The 13,633-nt window shown below is 70.9% G+C and carries 12 protein-coding genes and 1 tRNA gene; 6 read left to right on the top strand and 7 right to left on the bottom strand.

Going from position 1 to position 13,633, the window contains the following annotated elements; genetic code table 11:
* Positions 1-39: 39 nt before the first annotated feature.
* Positions 40-717, bottom strand: a complete 678-nt coding sequence (locus ASD77_RS06425) for a hypothetical protein (protein WP_055938985.1) — start codon at positions 715-717, stop codon at positions 40-42.
* A gap of 127 nt (positions 718-844) precedes the next feature.
* Here ASD77_RS06425 and ASD77_RS06420 point away from each other — a divergent pair, with 127 nt between their 5' ends.
* The 3 genes from ASD77_RS06420 to ASD77_RS06410 are packed head-to-tail and all read left to right on the top strand — an operon-like array spanning position 845 to position 2,897.
* Positions 845-1,807, top strand: a complete 963-nt coding sequence (locus tag ASD77_RS06420; RefSeq protein WP_055938983.1) for a pyridoxal-phosphate dependent enzyme — start codon at positions 845-847, stop codon at positions 1,805-1,807.
* Positions 1,804-2,412, top strand: a complete 609-nt coding sequence (locus tag ASD77_RS06415; protein ID WP_156383493.1) for a YdcF family protein — start codon at positions 1,804-1,806, stop codon at positions 2,410-2,412. The genes ASD77_RS06420 and ASD77_RS06415 overlap by 4 nt, the downstream gene beginning before the upstream one ends.
* 47 nt (positions 2,413-2,459) lie before the next feature.
* Positions 2,460-2,897 carry a ketosteroid isomerase-related protein gene (locus ASD77_RS06410; RefSeq protein WP_055938977.1) on the top strand — a complete coding sequence of 146 codons (438 nt, stop codon included), beginning with the start codon at positions 2,460-2,462 and terminating at the stop codon, positions 2,895-2,897.
* A 58-nt stretch (positions 2,898-2,955) separates the two neighbouring features.
* Here ASD77_RS06410 and bioC read toward each other — a convergent pair whose 3' ends face one another.
* The 4 genes from bioC to bioB all read right to left on the bottom strand — a co-directional run bounded on the left by bioC (position 2,956) and on the right by bioB (position 7,072).
* Positions 2,956-3,855 (bottom strand): malonyl-ACP O-methyltransferase BioC, encoded by a 900-nt coding sequence (bioC, locus tag ASD77_RS06405; RefSeq protein WP_055938974.1) that lies wholly within the window; start codon positions 3,853-3,855, stop codon positions 2,956-2,958.
* Positions 3,852-4,628 carry a pimeloyl-ACP methyl ester esterase BioH gene (gene bioH, locus ASD77_RS06400; protein ID WP_055938971.1) on the bottom strand — a complete coding sequence of 259 codons (777 nt, stop codon included), beginning with the start codon at positions 4,626-4,628 and terminating at the stop codon, positions 3,852-3,854. The genes bioC and bioH overlap by 4 nt, the downstream gene beginning before the upstream one ends.
* A gap of 50 nt (positions 4,629-4,678) precedes the next feature.
* Positions 4,679-5,878 carry an 8-amino-7-oxononanoate synthase gene (gene bioF, locus ASD77_RS06395; RefSeq protein WP_055938969.1) on the bottom strand — a complete coding sequence of 400 codons (1,200 nt, stop codon included), beginning with the start codon at positions 5,876-5,878 and terminating at the stop codon, positions 4,679-4,681.
* Between the two features lie 117 nt (positions 5,879-5,995).
* A complete protein-coding gene (gene bioB, locus ASD77_RS06390; RefSeq protein WP_055938964.1) occupies positions 5,996-7,072 on the bottom strand; it encodes a biotin synthase BioB in 1,077 nt (358 codons plus the stop codon).
* A 61-nt stretch (positions 7,073-7,133) separates the two neighbouring features.
* Between bioB and ASD77_RS06385 the strand changes: the two genes are divergently transcribed.
* On the top strand, positions 7,134-7,838 hold the full coding sequence (locus ASD77_RS06385; protein ID WP_055938962.1) for a ComF family protein: 705 nt from the start codon (positions 7,134-7,136) through the stop codon (positions 7,836-7,838).
* A 14-nt stretch (positions 7,839-7,852) separates the two neighbouring features.
* Here the strand turns inward: ASD77_RS06385 and ASD77_RS06380 are convergent, their stop codons facing one another.
* Both ASD77_RS06380 and ubiA read right to left on the bottom strand, forming a co-directional pair.
* Positions 7,853-9,631, bottom strand: coding sequence for a DUF11 domain-containing protein (locus ASD77_RS06380; RefSeq protein ID WP_162247603.1), 1,779 nt, complete (start codon positions 9,629-9,631; stop codon positions 7,853-7,855).
* 101 nt (positions 9,632-9,732) lie between these two features.
* Complete coding sequence (ubiA, locus tag ASD77_RS06375) at positions 9,733-10,626, bottom strand: 4-hydroxybenzoate octaprenyltransferase (RefSeq protein ID WP_055938956.1); 894 nt, start codon at positions 10,624-10,626, stop codon at positions 9,733-9,735.
* 100 nt (positions 10,627-10,726) lie between these two features.
* Here ubiA and ASD77_RS06370 point away from each other — a divergent pair.
* Positions 10,727-10,803, top strand: a tRNA-Arg gene (locus ASD77_RS06370).
* Positions 10,804-10,912: 109 nt separating this feature from the next.
* Positions 10,913-13,576 (top strand): serine/threonine-protein kinase, encoded by a 2,664-nt coding sequence (locus tag ASD77_RS06365; RefSeq protein WP_055938953.1) that lies wholly within the window; start codon positions 10,913-10,915, stop codon positions 13,574-13,576.
* The last annotated feature ends 57 nt before the right edge of the window (positions 13,577-13,633 follow it).

Below are 13,633 nucleotides of genomic sequence, written 5' to 3'. Positions count from 1 at the left end.
GCAGGGGAAAGGCGACGGACGGCGGTCAGCGGGCCCGGATCACCGTTCCAGCTGGCGGGTGCCGCCATCGTCGCGCGGGGCCGGACGGGAGGGCGGCGCGGGCCGTTCCATCCGCGGCGGCGGGGCGCGATGTTCGACGCGCGGCGGCGGGGCGCGATGTTCGACGCGCGGCGGCGGGGCGGCCCGCTCCATGCTGCGCGGCCGTTCGGCCGAGCGCGGCATCGAAGGGGACGGCATCACGCGCGGGGGTCGATACCCGCCTTCGCTCACACGGGGCTGGCTCGGCGACGGCGTGACCTGGCCGGGGCGCCCGGGGATCATCGGCTGCGCCCCGCCCTCGCGCCAGCGACCGGTCGGGTCGCGCCACGGCGGCGGACGATTGCCACCGCCACTGGTCGGCGGCGGACGGGGCGGCGGGTTGTGGTCGTCGGGACGCGGCGGGCGCGGCGGACGGGGTGGGTAGTAGGGATAGTGCGAACCGTAGTACCCGTAGTACGGATAACCGTAATAGCGGTCATAGCGGTAGGGACCGCCGTAGCCGCCATACGTGCCGTACACGCTGCCACCGTAGTAGCCGCCGTACGGATCGTAGTACTGCGTGCTGGGCCGGCCATGGTAGTAGCCGCCGGGCGCGGTATCGCCGACATAGTCGTACGTGGCGCAACCACCCAGGGTGAGGCTGGCGAAGGCGATGGTCAGAACAGCTGAGCGCTTCATGGCGGAACCCCGGTTACTTTGCTAAGGCAGCATCGGCCCGCTGCTTTGAATCCGTGCTTAACCCTGCCGCTCTGGGCCGCAACCACAAGCGGAGGTTCATCGCGGGACGATGCGCTAACCTTTCCCCATGCCGATGCTCCTGCCCACCTTCGACGACGTCCTCGCCGCCGCTGCCCGTATCGCCCCGCACGCCCATGCCACGCCCGTCCTGCGCTCCCGCGCCCTCGACGCGCTGGCCGGCTGCCAGCTCCACTTCAAGGCGGAGCCGCTGCAGCGGACCGGCGCGTTCAAATTCCGCGGGGCCTGCAACGCGGTGTGGGCACTGGATGAAGCCCTCGCCGCACGTGGCGTGGTGACCCACTCCTCGGGCAACCATGGTGCGGCCCTGGCGCTGGCCGCGCAGACGCGGGGCATCGCCTGCCACGTGGTCGTGCCCGAGGGCGCGAATGCGGCCAAGCTCGCCAACATCGCCCGTTACGGCGCCCACCTGCATACCTGTGCCGCCACCATCGACGCCCGCGAGACTGCCGCGGCCCGCGTGCAGGCCGACACCGGTGCCACCCTGATCCATCCGTACACCCATCCGCACGTGATCGCCGGCCAGGGCACGGCGGCGCTCGAACTGCTGAACGCGCAGGGCCCCCTCGACACCGTCGTCGCCCCGGTCGGCGGCGGCGGCCTGCTGTCGGGCACCGCGATCGCCGCAGCGGCCACCGCGCCGGGCTGCCGCATCGTCGGTGCCGAGCCGGAGGGCGCTGCCGACACCGCCAACTCCCTGGCGGCAGGCGAGCGTCGTATCGACTTCGTGCCCGACACTGTCTGCGACGGCCTGCGCGGCACACTGGGCGAACCGAACTTCGCCCTGCTGCGTGCGCATGGCGTGGAGGTGGTGACCGTCTCCGACGCCGACACGCTGGCTGCCATGCGCCTGCTGTGGCAATGCCTGAAGTTGCTGGTGGAGCCGTCCTCGGCGATCGCGCTGGCGGCGATCCTGCAACAGCCGGCACGCTTCGCCGGGCAACAGGTCGGCGTGCTGCTCTCCGGCGGCAATGTCGATCTGGCGGCGTTGCCATGGGAGCGCGCCGCATGAGCGCGCGGCGACGGAAGTCGGGGCGGGGCGTGGTCGGCTGGGCTTGGCGCCTGCTGCTGCTCGCGCTGGTCTGGCTGGTGGGCGTGGCGGCCTACATCATCTGGGTGGGACAGCGCGACGACGCCGCGCCGGCCGACGCCATCATCGTGCTGGGTGCCGCCGCCTACGACGCCAAGCCATCCCCGGTGTTCGAGGAGCGCATCCGCCACGGCATCGACCTGTACAAGCGCGGGCTGGCGCCGACGCTGATCTTCACCGGTGGCTACGGCGGCGTGGGCGCGCGCTTCTCCGAATCGCAGGTGGCGCGTCGCTACGCGCTGCGCCAGGGCGTGCCGGAGAAGGCGATCCTGATCGAATCGCTGTCGCGCAACACCCACGACAACCTGCGGCAGGCCCGCACGCTGATGCAGCAGCACCAGCTGCACTCGGTCATCATCGTCAGCGACCCGCTGCACATGGCGCGCGCGCTGCGGATCAGCCGCGACCTCGGCATCCGCTCGGTCGGCTCGCCCACGCCCACCAGCCGCTTCCGCAGTTTCGCCACACGCTGGCGTTTCCTGCTGCAGGAAGTCTATTTCTTCCACCGGGATCGACTTCCGCGTTGAGGGTGCGGCGTATCATCCGCCTGCCACCCACCCCACCGGATTCCACCATGAAGATCGACGGCACGCGCCGGCAGGACCGCGCCACCGAACTCGTCCTCAGCTACTACGCGGCCTTCAATCGCGGGGACTGGGAAGGCATGCTGGCCATGCTGACCGACGACGTGGTGCACGACCTGAACCAGGGCGCGCGCGAAACCGGACGCGAGGCCTTCGCGGCCTTCCTCGGCCGCATGAACGCCAGCTACCGCGAACAGCTCCGCGACATCGTCGTCATGGTCACCCAGGATGGCCAGCACGCGGCCGCCGAGTACATCGTGCAGGGCGAATACCACCACACCGACGAAGGCCTGCCGCCGGCGAACGGCCAGACCTACGTGCTGCCGGGCGGCGCCTTTTTCGACATCCGCGACGACCGCATCGCGCGCGTCACCAACTACTACAACCTGCAGGACTGGGTGCGGCAGGTGCGCCGCGATAGTCCCTGAGCCGGCGCCAAGCATCACGAGCCGCAGCGAGCCCGGGTGGCGAACAACCTGTTCTGCGCTATTCGCCTTTCCGCCTGATCGGAATCTTCGCCAGCGGCACGGTCGCGATGTCCTCGCCCTGTCCGCGGATGGGTGCCCCCGGCTGCGGTGCCCAGGCGTGCGCGTAGATGACGTCCCACGTGCTGGGCAGCTTGCCGTCCGCGCGCCGCAGGGGCTCGTACGCGGCCGCCGCGGCGGCGAAGCGCGCCCGCCCGGTCAGCGTGTGCCGGCGTCGCTGCAGTGCATTGGTCGCGCCCATCGCGCGCAGTTCGCGCATCAGCGCGGGCAGGTCGTCGTAGGTCAGGGTGAAGCGGTCGCGGTCGAGTACCGGGTCGCGGAAGCCGGCCAGCATCAGCGCATCGCCGAACTGGGCGATCGGGGGGAACGGACTGACATGTGGCGTGTCGTCGGCCTGTGCGAAGGCCTCGCGCAGTTCCAGCAGCGTCTCTGGGCCGAAGGTCGAACACACCAGCAGGCCGCCGGGCTTCAGCACGCGGCGGAAGCCATTGAACGCGGCGGGCAGGTCATCCACCCATTGCAGGCTCAGGTTGCAGAACAGCACGTCGACGCTGGCTTCCGTCAGTGGCAACGCACGCAAGTCGGCGCAGACGCGCTGGAACGGTTTCCACCAGCCGGCCTGCTTCTTCGCTTCGCGCAGCATTGGCAACGCCAGGTCCAGCGCGATCACCTGCGCCTTCGGCCAGCGCTTGCGCATGGCGGCCGCGGCGTGCGCGGGGCCGCAGCCGACGTCGAGCACCACCTTCGGATCGGCGGCGTCATCGCCCTGCCGCAAGCGGAAGTAATCCAGCGATTCCAGCAGGCGTTTCTCCACTTCGTGCTGCAACGCCGCCGCCGCGTCGTAGCCCGCTGCCGAACGCGAGAACGCGCGACGGATATGGCGCTGGTCGAAGGTGCTCATGCCAGCGCGTCCTGCGGCAGCGACTGCAGGAAGCGATCCACGTCCACCGCCACGCGATCGGCGTGGCCGAGGAACGGCGCATGGCCACCGCCGGCGATCTCGACGAAGTTCGCCTGCGGCGCGATCTCTGCCGCCGCACGCATCGCCTTCGACGGCACCAGCAGGTCGCGGCGTCCGCCCAGCCAGAGGCTCGGCACCGGCAGCGTGGACAGCGTCGCGCGCAGGTCGGTGTGTTCGAGCAGGTGCAGGCCGCGTTGCAGGGCGGCCGGTGCGGGCTCGCCGCGCGCGTACAGGTCGTGCTTCAGCGTGCGCAGTTCGCTGCGGGCGTGTTCGGACCCCATCGTATCCAGGGCGAGGAAACGCTCGAGCGTGCCCGCGTAGTCGTCGCGGAGATCGTCGCCGAACTGCGCGAACACGCGGGCCTCCACGGCATGCGGCCAGTCCGCGTCGCGCACGAAGCGCGGCGTGGCGGCGATCATCGCCAGGCCGCGCACCTGCGGCGACGAGGCTGCCGCGTGCAGGGCGAACAGGCCACCCAGCGACCAGGCCAGCCACGCGGCCGGCGGCGTGCGCGCGAGGATGGCGCCGACCGTGGCCTCCAGGGTCAGCGCGACCGCGCTGTCACGGCTGTGGCCATGCCCGGGCAGGTCGACGAGATGGAGTGTGTAGCGGTCGGACAGTCGCTGTACCAGCGGCGCGAACACGCCACCATGCAGCGCCCAACCATGCAGCAGCACCAGGGAAGGGCCGCTGCCGAGGGTTTCGATATGCATGCCGCGTATTGTCGCCGATCCCGCGCGGTCCGGAACCGCGGGCGTCGCCCTCAGGCCACGGCGCCATGCACGCGCTGCACCGCTTCCCACGAGCACGCCAGCGTCGTCACCAGTCCGTCCACCTCCTGCAGCGAATGCAGGGCCGACAGCGTCACCCGCAACCGCGCCTTGCCGTCCGGCACGGTCGGCGGGCGGATCGCCGGCACCAGGTAACCGGCGCTGTCCAGCGCAGCGGACAGCGCCAGCGCGGTGGCATCGCTGCCGCACAGCACCGGCTGGATCGGCGAATCGGACGCCATCAGCTGCAGGCCCGCGCGCTGGGCACCGCTGCGGAAGCGGTCCACCAGCGATTGCAGCTTGTCGCGGCGCCACTGGTCGCGACGCGCATGCTTCACGGCGGTGCGCGTGGCCGTGGCGAGCGCGGGCGGCATGGCGGTGGTGTAGATGTACGGCCGCGCGGTTTCGGTGAGGTGCTGGATCAGCGTGTCGTCGCCGACCACCACGGCGCCGTAGCCGCCCAGCGCCTTGCCCAGGGTGACCAGCTGCAGCGGCACGTCCGCCACGCCCATGCGCGCTTCGGCCACGCTGCCGCGGCCCTCGGGACCGCGCACGCCCACGCCGTGCGCGTCGTCGACGAAGAACAGCGCCTGCTGCATGCGCGCCACCAGGCTGAGCGCGCGTAGCGGCGCGGTGTCGCCATCCATGCTGAAGACACCGTCGGTGGCCAGCATCGCCGCGCCTTCGGGCTGCAGCTTCAGCTGGCGCAACGCGCCTTCGGGATCGAGGTGCGGGTAGCGGCGCAGCTTCGCACCGGCCAGGCGGGTGGCATCGAGCAGGCTGGCGTGATTGAGCCGGTCCTGCACGCAGACGTCGCCGTCTTCCAGCAGCGCCTGCTGCACGGCGAGGTTGGCGAGGAAGCCGCTGCCGAACAGCAGGGCGCGCGGGTAGCCCAGCCAGTCGGCGATGTCGCGCTCCAACGCTTCATGCGCCGCGTGGTGGCCGCTGACCAGGTGCGACGCGCCGGCGCCGGCGCCTTCGCGCGCGGCCGCGTCCTGCAGCGCATTGGTCACTTCGAACTGCTGCGCCAGGCCCAGGTAGTCGTTGCTGCTGAACTCGGTCAGCCAGCGGCCATTGACCTCGACGCGCACGCCGTCGCGGCGGGTGATGGTGCGGCGCGTCCGCTGCCGGCCCAACGCGATGCGCTGCTGGCGCTGGGCAAGGATGCGATCGTGCAGGTCGGTGCGGGTCATGTCGACGGGCCTGGCATGGGAGGGCGCCGGGGCGCATGGCGGGCAGCGACGACGACACGCCGGCCCGCGTTTCCGCGCCAGCGTGCTGCGTCCGCTACTGCCCCCTGTTGCCCCGACTTACGCCGCCCGGCCGCAGGACGGCTCGGAACGGGTGATGTCGGCATGCACCGTACCGCTGCCCGGGGCATCGGTTCTGTGATGGTCGTGCACGTTTTCCACCTGCACCGCCATCGGCCGCAGCCCCAGGCGGGCGAACAGCGCCTGGTCGCGCGCGGTATCCGGGTTGCCGGTGGTCAGCAGCTTCTCGCCGTAGAAGATCGAGTTGGCCCCGGCCAGGAAGCACAGCGCCTGCAGTTCGTCGCTCATCGCCTCGCGGCCCGCGGACAGCCGCACCATCGAGGCCGGCATGACGATGCGGGCGACGGCGATGGTGCGGACGAACTCGAACGGGTCCAGCTCGGCGGTGCCGTGCAGCGGCGTACCGGCCACCTGCACCAGCCGGTTGATCGGCACCGAATCCGGATGCGCGGGCAGGTTGGCCAGCGCCTGCAGCAGGCCGGCGCGCTGGTCGCGCGATTCGCCCATGCCGACGATGCCGCCGCAGCAGGTCTTCATGCCGGCGTCGCGCACGCGCGACAGCGTGTCCAGGCGATCCTGGTACTCGCGCGTGCGGATCACGTCGCCGTAGAACTCCGGCGCCGTGTCCAGGTTGTGGTTGTAGTAGTCCAGCCCGGCGTCCTTCAGCGCCTGCGCCTGCGGCCCGCTGAGCATGCCGAGCGTGGCGCAGGTTTCCAGCCCCAGCGCTTTGACGCCGCGGATCATCTCGGCGACCTTGGGGATGTCGCGGTCCTTCGGCGAACGCCATGCCGCCCCCATGCAGAAGCGTGAGGCGCCGGCGGCCTTGGCCTGAGCGGCCCTGGCCAGCACCTCGTCGGCATTCATCAGCTTCTGCGCATTCACGCCGGTGTCGTAGCGCTGCGCCTGCGGGCAGTAGGCGCAGTCTTCCGGGCAGCCGCCGGTCTTGACCGACAGCAGGGTCGAGACCTGGACCTCCGCCGGATCGAAATGGGCGCGATGCACCGTCGAGGCCCGATGCAGCAACGCGGGAAACGGCAGGTCGAACAAGGCCAGCAGCTCGTCGCGCCGCCAGTCATGGCGCACGACCGGCGGATCGGTGGAAATGTGTGCGGACATCGTGGCCTCGGCGGAATACAGTCGGGGAAGTCTGGAAACCGGGCCCTGCCCTGTCAACCGCATGGATGCATCGAGAGTTGACGGCGGATGGCGTCGTGCCATCCGCCTGCTGTTCCCGCCCCGCTGCCTGATCTGCCGCGAAACCGGCAGCAACGGCGCCGATCTGTGCCGTTCCTGCACCGAACGGCTGCCCTGGAATGCGAGTGCGTGCCCGCGCTGCGGGGTGCCGATGGCGGCCGCCGGCGACTGCGGCGATTGCCTGCGCAAGCCCCCGGTGTTGACGCGGACGCAGGCGGTCTTCGTTTACGGGTTCCCGCTGGACCGGCTGGTGCCGCGCTTCAAGTTCCATCGCGACCTGGCCGCCGGGCGGCTGATGGCCGAACTGATGGCGGGCACGCTGTCTTCGGCGCCGCGGCCGGACGCGATCGTGCCGGTGCCACTGCACGCCCGCCGCGTGCGCGAGCGAGGCTACGACCAGGCGCTGGAACTGGCCCGTCCGCTGGCGGCCCGGCTCGCCCTGCCGCTGCGGCCGGAGCTGCTGCAGCGCGTGCAACCGACCGCGCCGCAGTCCGAGCTCGACGCCGTACAGCGGCAACGCAATGTCGCTCGCGCTTTCGCGGTCCCGCCGCAGAGCGCGCCGCCGGGCCACATCGTGCTACTCGACGACGTCATGACCACCGGCGCCACCCTGCACGCGGCTGCCCGCGCCTTGCTGGGTGCGGGCGCGACACGCGTGGATGCCTGGGTCTGCGCGCGCGTGCCCTGAGGGCACGCACTACTTCAGGGAGTCAGACCGCTCGCGGTGACCCGGCACTGCAGCGTCAGCACGACCTGTCCGCCCGCGGGGAATGTCGGAATGCCCACGCCGGCGGATCCGGTCAGATTCGCCACCGGGACCGTGGCCCCCGGGCAACTCGCCCCGCCCGAGGCGGCACACACCGCCGTGGTCGCGGGATCGGCGCAATCCAGGCCGGTACCCGGCGTGTCGCGGATGATCGTTCCGTTGGCGGCGCTGGGGCCGGGATTGCTGGCAGTGAGGGTGTAGGTCACCACGCTGCCGGACCGGGCCGTCGTGGGACTGGCGGCCTTGACGATGGACACGTCGGTGCGCGGAATGCGCACGTTGCGGAAGACGCAGCTGAGCTGGTCGCCCGCCACCGGCGAAAAAGTGAAGGAGGTGGCGCTGCCGCTGGGTGCGGACCCGCCAGTGCGCGCGTTGCTGCAGGTGTAGGTCGTCGTGTAGTCGGCCAGGTTGGCGACGCCGGCCCCGGTTTCGGAAAAGGTATAGCTGGCGCCCGCCGTCGCCGGGCTGACGATGGCAGTCTGTGTCGGCGTGTTGGTGGCGCCCGTGGTCGTCACCGAAGCGCTGGCGCCTGCGCCGCTACCGGCGATGGCGAGCGTGAACTGGTCCGTGGCCAGCAGGCGGCCGTCGGGCAGTTCCTTGCTGAGCCGCAGGATCGGGCGCGCGGTATTGGTGATGGTGCAGACGATCTGGTCGTTGGCGGCCGGCGTGACGCTCCAGGTGGGCGATGCGCCGGCCGGCGTGAACGCCGTGCCATTGCGCGTGCAGCCGATCGACGCGGTGTACGCACCGGCCAGCGTCGACGCACTGCCGGTCGCCATGGTGTCGCGCAGGTAGTAGGTCGTCCCGGTGGTTACCGCCAGGGCCCCCGTGCTGGCCTGCTGGCCGACGCCGGCGCCGGATGTGGTGGCTTCACGCAGCGTGCCGCCCGTCGTCGTGGTGCCGATCTGTACGGTGAACTGGTCGCTGGCGGCGGCGCGCGGCGCGCCCAGCGCCTTGTTCAGCGTGAGGGTGGTGCCGTTGCCGGTGATGGAACCGTTGCAGCCGTTGGCGCTGGCAGCGGCGGCGGGATCGCGGAACGCGCTGGCCGGGATGATGACCGGGGTGGCGCTGCCGGGCGGCGTCCACCGCAACCGGGCGAAGTTGATGCCCCCGTGGTTCAGCCAGTACACGCGCACCAGCGCGCAGCTGTTGGCATTGGCGGCGGTGAAGTTCCCGAGGCTGACGTAGGTATTCTCGTTCGCCGTGTAGTCGTTGACCGTGCCGACGGGTACGTCGTAAGACGCGCTGCGGTAGGAGGTGTTGGCGTAGTCGCTGGAAAAGCCGACTTCCACATTGTCGTCGTTGGCGATGCTGACGTTGTAGGCGCCCGCGAGCGGGAACTGGATCAGCGCATACGACACGCGCCCCATCGCCTGCAGGCTGCAGGACGCGACGCTGGCGGCCGGCGAATCCATGTTGCAGAGATGGTTGGCGGCCTGCCGGTAGTTGATGTCCGCCGCCGTGCCGGTCCGCACGGCATTGGCCGGATTGCTGGCGATGGCCCGCAAGGCATCCAGCCGTGCCGCGCCGGTGCCGGTGTTGTTGGCGAACGTCGGCGCGCCTGCCGGGCCGGTGTACACCGCGCCGACACGGCTATCTCCCCGGTAGTCCTCCCACCGCACGGTCTGGGCAGCCGCGTTGAGCACGCACATCGCCAGCATCGCGCCGATCCACCAACGGCCGCCCCCGATCGAAGGGAATACGGCGATTCCCACGCCCCTGTCTTGTTTTGTCATGCCGTGCGATACGCGATGTCACATCAATAGTGTGAACGGTATCACACTCTTGCGCGGCCGCCATGAACGCGGCCGACCGCTCAGCGGGCGAGATCCCACGCCAGTCCGGCGAACACCGCCGCACCGATCCAGTTGTTGTGCAGGAAGGCGCGGAAGCACGCCTGACGCTCGCGATGACGCGCCATGACGAACTCCCACGCGGCCAGCATCGCCGCCACACACAGGCCCGCCCAGTAGTACGCGCCCAGGCCGGCCTGATCGCCGACCAGATACAGCGCCACCAGCACCAGCGCGTATAGCACGCCCTGGATCGCCAGGTCGAGATCGCCGAACAGGATGGCGGTGGATTTCGACCCGGCGCGGATGTCGTCCTCGCGGTCGACCATCGCGTACCAGGTGTCGTAAGCGGTCGCCCACAGGATGTTGGCGCCATACAGCACCCAGGCCACCGTCGGCACCTCGCCCTGCACGGCGGCGAACGCCATCGGGATGCCCCAGCCGAATGCCAGCCCCAGGTAGACCTGCGGCAGGTAGGTATGGCGTTTCAGGTAGGGGTAGCTGGCCGCCAGGAACAGGCCTACGACGCTCAGCCACATGGTCAGCCGGTTCATCGTCAGCACCAGCGCGAACGCCGCCAGCATCAACACCGCGAACACCGCCAATGCTTCGCGCCCGGAGACAGCGCCGGTCGCCAGCGGACGCCCGCGCGTGCGCTCCACCTGCGGATCCAGCCAGCGATCCGCGTAGTCGTTGATCACGCATCCCGCCGATCGCGTCAGCCACACGCCGGCGGTGAACACGAACAGCGTCCACGCCGGCGGCACGCCATCGGCCGCCAACCACAACGCCCACCACGTGGGCCACAGCAGCAGCAGCACGCCGATCGGCCGGTCGCCGCGCACCAGCTTCCAGTACTGGCCCAGCCGCTCCCGCCAGCGCGGCGCACCCTTCTCTTCAAAACGCTCGAGGTCCATGCGGGAAAGGGTAGCAGGCCGGTCCGCTGGCCCGGATCCTCGTGCGTGCGGGTGGAACTGGGCCATCCGCACCGGTTTGCGGCTAGAATGCCCGTCCCGTGCGCCTGTAGCTCAGCCGGATAGAGTAGTGGCTTCCGAAGCCATTGGTCGGGGGTTCGAATCCCTCCAGGCGCGCCACCCCTCCCCGATCTCCGCCACGGCGCGAAGCGCGATACCCTCACGGCGCAAGGCCATGCGGCCTCGCTGCCGGCATGTGTGACATCCCGCTTTCCACCGACCGTCGACGATGTCCGAACTGGAAGTCCGTGCGTTAGCGCTGTTCGACGAGTTCGCCGAGCTTGCGCCGCCGCAACGATCCATCGCACTCAAGCGCCTGCAGGCACACGAGCCCGCGCTCCACGACGCGCTGCTCAGGCTGCTGGCGGCGGATGCCGTGGCGCATCCGCTTGAGGACGTTGCCTTTGATGCGCTGCTGGAGTCGCCGACCGACGCCGACGCAGCGACAGACCGCATCGGCAACCGTCTCGGCCCATGGCGGATCGTCCGCGTGCTGGAGTCCGGCGGCATGGGAACGGTTTACGAGGCCAGCCGGGCCGATGGCCAGTACGAAAAACAGGTCGCGCTGAAGTGCATGCGCGCCGAGATGTCCACGCCGGCGCTGATCGAGGCCTTCACCCGCGAGCGCCACCACCTGGCCCAGCTGGACCACCCGCACATCGCCGCGCTGCTGGATGGCGGCATTGAGGACGATGGCCGGCCCTGGTTCGCCATGCGCCTGGTGCACGGTACGGCGATGGACGCGTATGCCAACCAGCAGCGCCTCCCGCTGGCCGCGCGCGTCCGCCTGCTGTTGCAGGCCTGCCAGGCGCTGCAGTACGCGCACGGCCGGCGCGTGCTGCACCAGGACATCAAGCCAAGCAATCTGCTGGTGTCCGCCGATGGCCGCGTGCACCTGATCGACTTCGGGCTGTCGGCGATGATCGATGGCCTGGATCGCGAGCACGTGCCGCGCCTCGCCATCACCAACGGCTACACGGCACCTGAAGTGCTCGCGGGCGGCATCGCCACGGCCACCAGCGACATCTATTCGATCGGCGTGGTGCTGTACCAGTTGCTGGTCGGGGACTGGCCGCGCCCGCTGCAACCGCTGCATGCCGGCCTGCTCGGCCGCCCGGCCCCTGCACTGGCCAGGGCACCCTCGGCGCTGGCGTCGACGGCCTCGGCCGATACTGCATGGCAACGCGCCCTGCGCAGCCCGCGCCGGCTCCAGGCGCGCCTGCGCGGCGACCTGGACGCCATTGCGCTGACGGCCGTGGCGCATGCCCCTGCGGACCGCTATGCCAGCGTCGATGCGCTGATCGATGATCTCCAACACTGGCTGGCACGACGCCCGGTGATGGCCCGCGGCGGCGGTCGTGCCTACGTGGCCGGGCGCTTCGTGCAACGCAATGCACTGGCCTGCATGCTCGCCGGTGGCGTGGTCCTGGTGGCGACCGGGGGCGCCAGCGTGGTCGGCTGGTCCTACGTCCGCGACCGCCAGGAGCTGCGCGACATGCAGGCCGTGTCGGCCGTGTTCGAGCAGACGCTGGGTGCGGTGACGCTGTCGGGCCTGGCCGATGCGCGCCCGTCCTCGCGCCACATGCTGCAACTCACCGAGCAGCAGCTGCGCGACCTGCCGCTGCGCTCCAACCCGGCGATCAAGGCACGGGCGATGGCATCCCTGGCGCGCAGCTATGCGGCGCTCGGCGACTACGCCCATGCCCTCGCGCTGGCCGGCGAAGCCCATCGCCTGCTGGCGGACGATCCCGCGGCATCCGCCGAAACCCAGGCCATGCTGGCGGTGCTGCTCAACCTCCAGGCCCGGCATGCGGAGGCGCGCGACATCGCCACGCGCGGCCTGGCGCAGTCGGCCGGAGCGCAATCGGCCGCCGACCCGGCCACGCTCGGCCTGCTGGTCGAGCTGGCCCGCGCGCACTGGGGGCTGGCCGAGTACGACACCGCCTTCAACACGCTCGCCTTCGCGCAGGAAAACACCGACGGCGCGTCGTCGCAAAGCGTGCTGGCAGCCCGCGCCACGCTGCTCCTGCTGCGCGCCCAGTGGCATCTGCAGCTGCTCGATCTGGCCGCCGCCGAGCGCGACCTGCAGGACGCCGCCGCCGCCGCGCCGCGGGAGGCGTCCCTCCTGGCCGACGACATCGACGAGGCACGCCTGTCGCTGTTGCTCCTGCAGCAGCGACCGCCGCAAGCCGCGCGCCTGGCCGCGTCATTGCTCGCCGACCGCCGCCAGCGCCTTGGCGCGACGCACCCCGACACCGCACGCAGCCTGCGCCTGCAGCTGGAGGCCGCTGAGCTGGGACCCGACCCCGAAGCGGTTAGCGACGCCGCACTGCAGGCGGCACGCCAAACCATCGCGCAGGCCTACGGCACCGGCCACCCCGAATACGCGCAGCACCTTTGGCTGGAGGCTCGCATGGCCATGCGCCGCGACGCACGCGAGGGCCTCGCGCTGGCCACGCAGGCGGTCACGCTGCTTGAGCGGACGCTGGGCCCGCGCCATCCCGCCACGCTCGGCGCCAAGGAAACACGGGCGCGCGCGCTGCTGGCCCTGGCCAACACGGCCACGGCAGATGGAGCACGCGCATTGCGGGAGGACGCCATCGGCCTGCTGCGGGAATCCGTGCATGCCGCGCGGCAGCGCCAGTGGCCCGCGCCCAGCGCCCGGTTCTGGCTGGCGCTGGCGTTGCTGGATCGCGCCGGATCCGTTCCGGCTACCGACCGGCGCCAGGCGGAAACCCTGCTGCAGGACGCGTTAGTGGAAGCCCGTCGCCAATTGGGTGCCGAGCACGCCACCACCGTGATGATCCGCGACGCGCTGATCCGCCATTACCAGCCGCCGGCAATGACGCCGGCCACAGCATCGCCAGGCGCATCACCGCCCTCATCGTCCTGACGCGAGGGCCGGCGTCGGCGCCGGCCGCGACACGGGCGGGATTACCCGCCCGCGGTG

Origin of the sequence: Pseudoxanthomonas sp. Root65, assembly GCF_001427635.1 — a bacterium.
Classification (GTDB): domain Bacteria; phylum Pseudomonadota; class Gammaproteobacteria; order Xanthomonadales; family Xanthomonadaceae; genus Pseudoxanthomonas_A.
The sequence above is the reverse complement of the archived record's forward strand: the minus strand, read 5'-3'. Positions and strand labels throughout refer to the sequence as shown.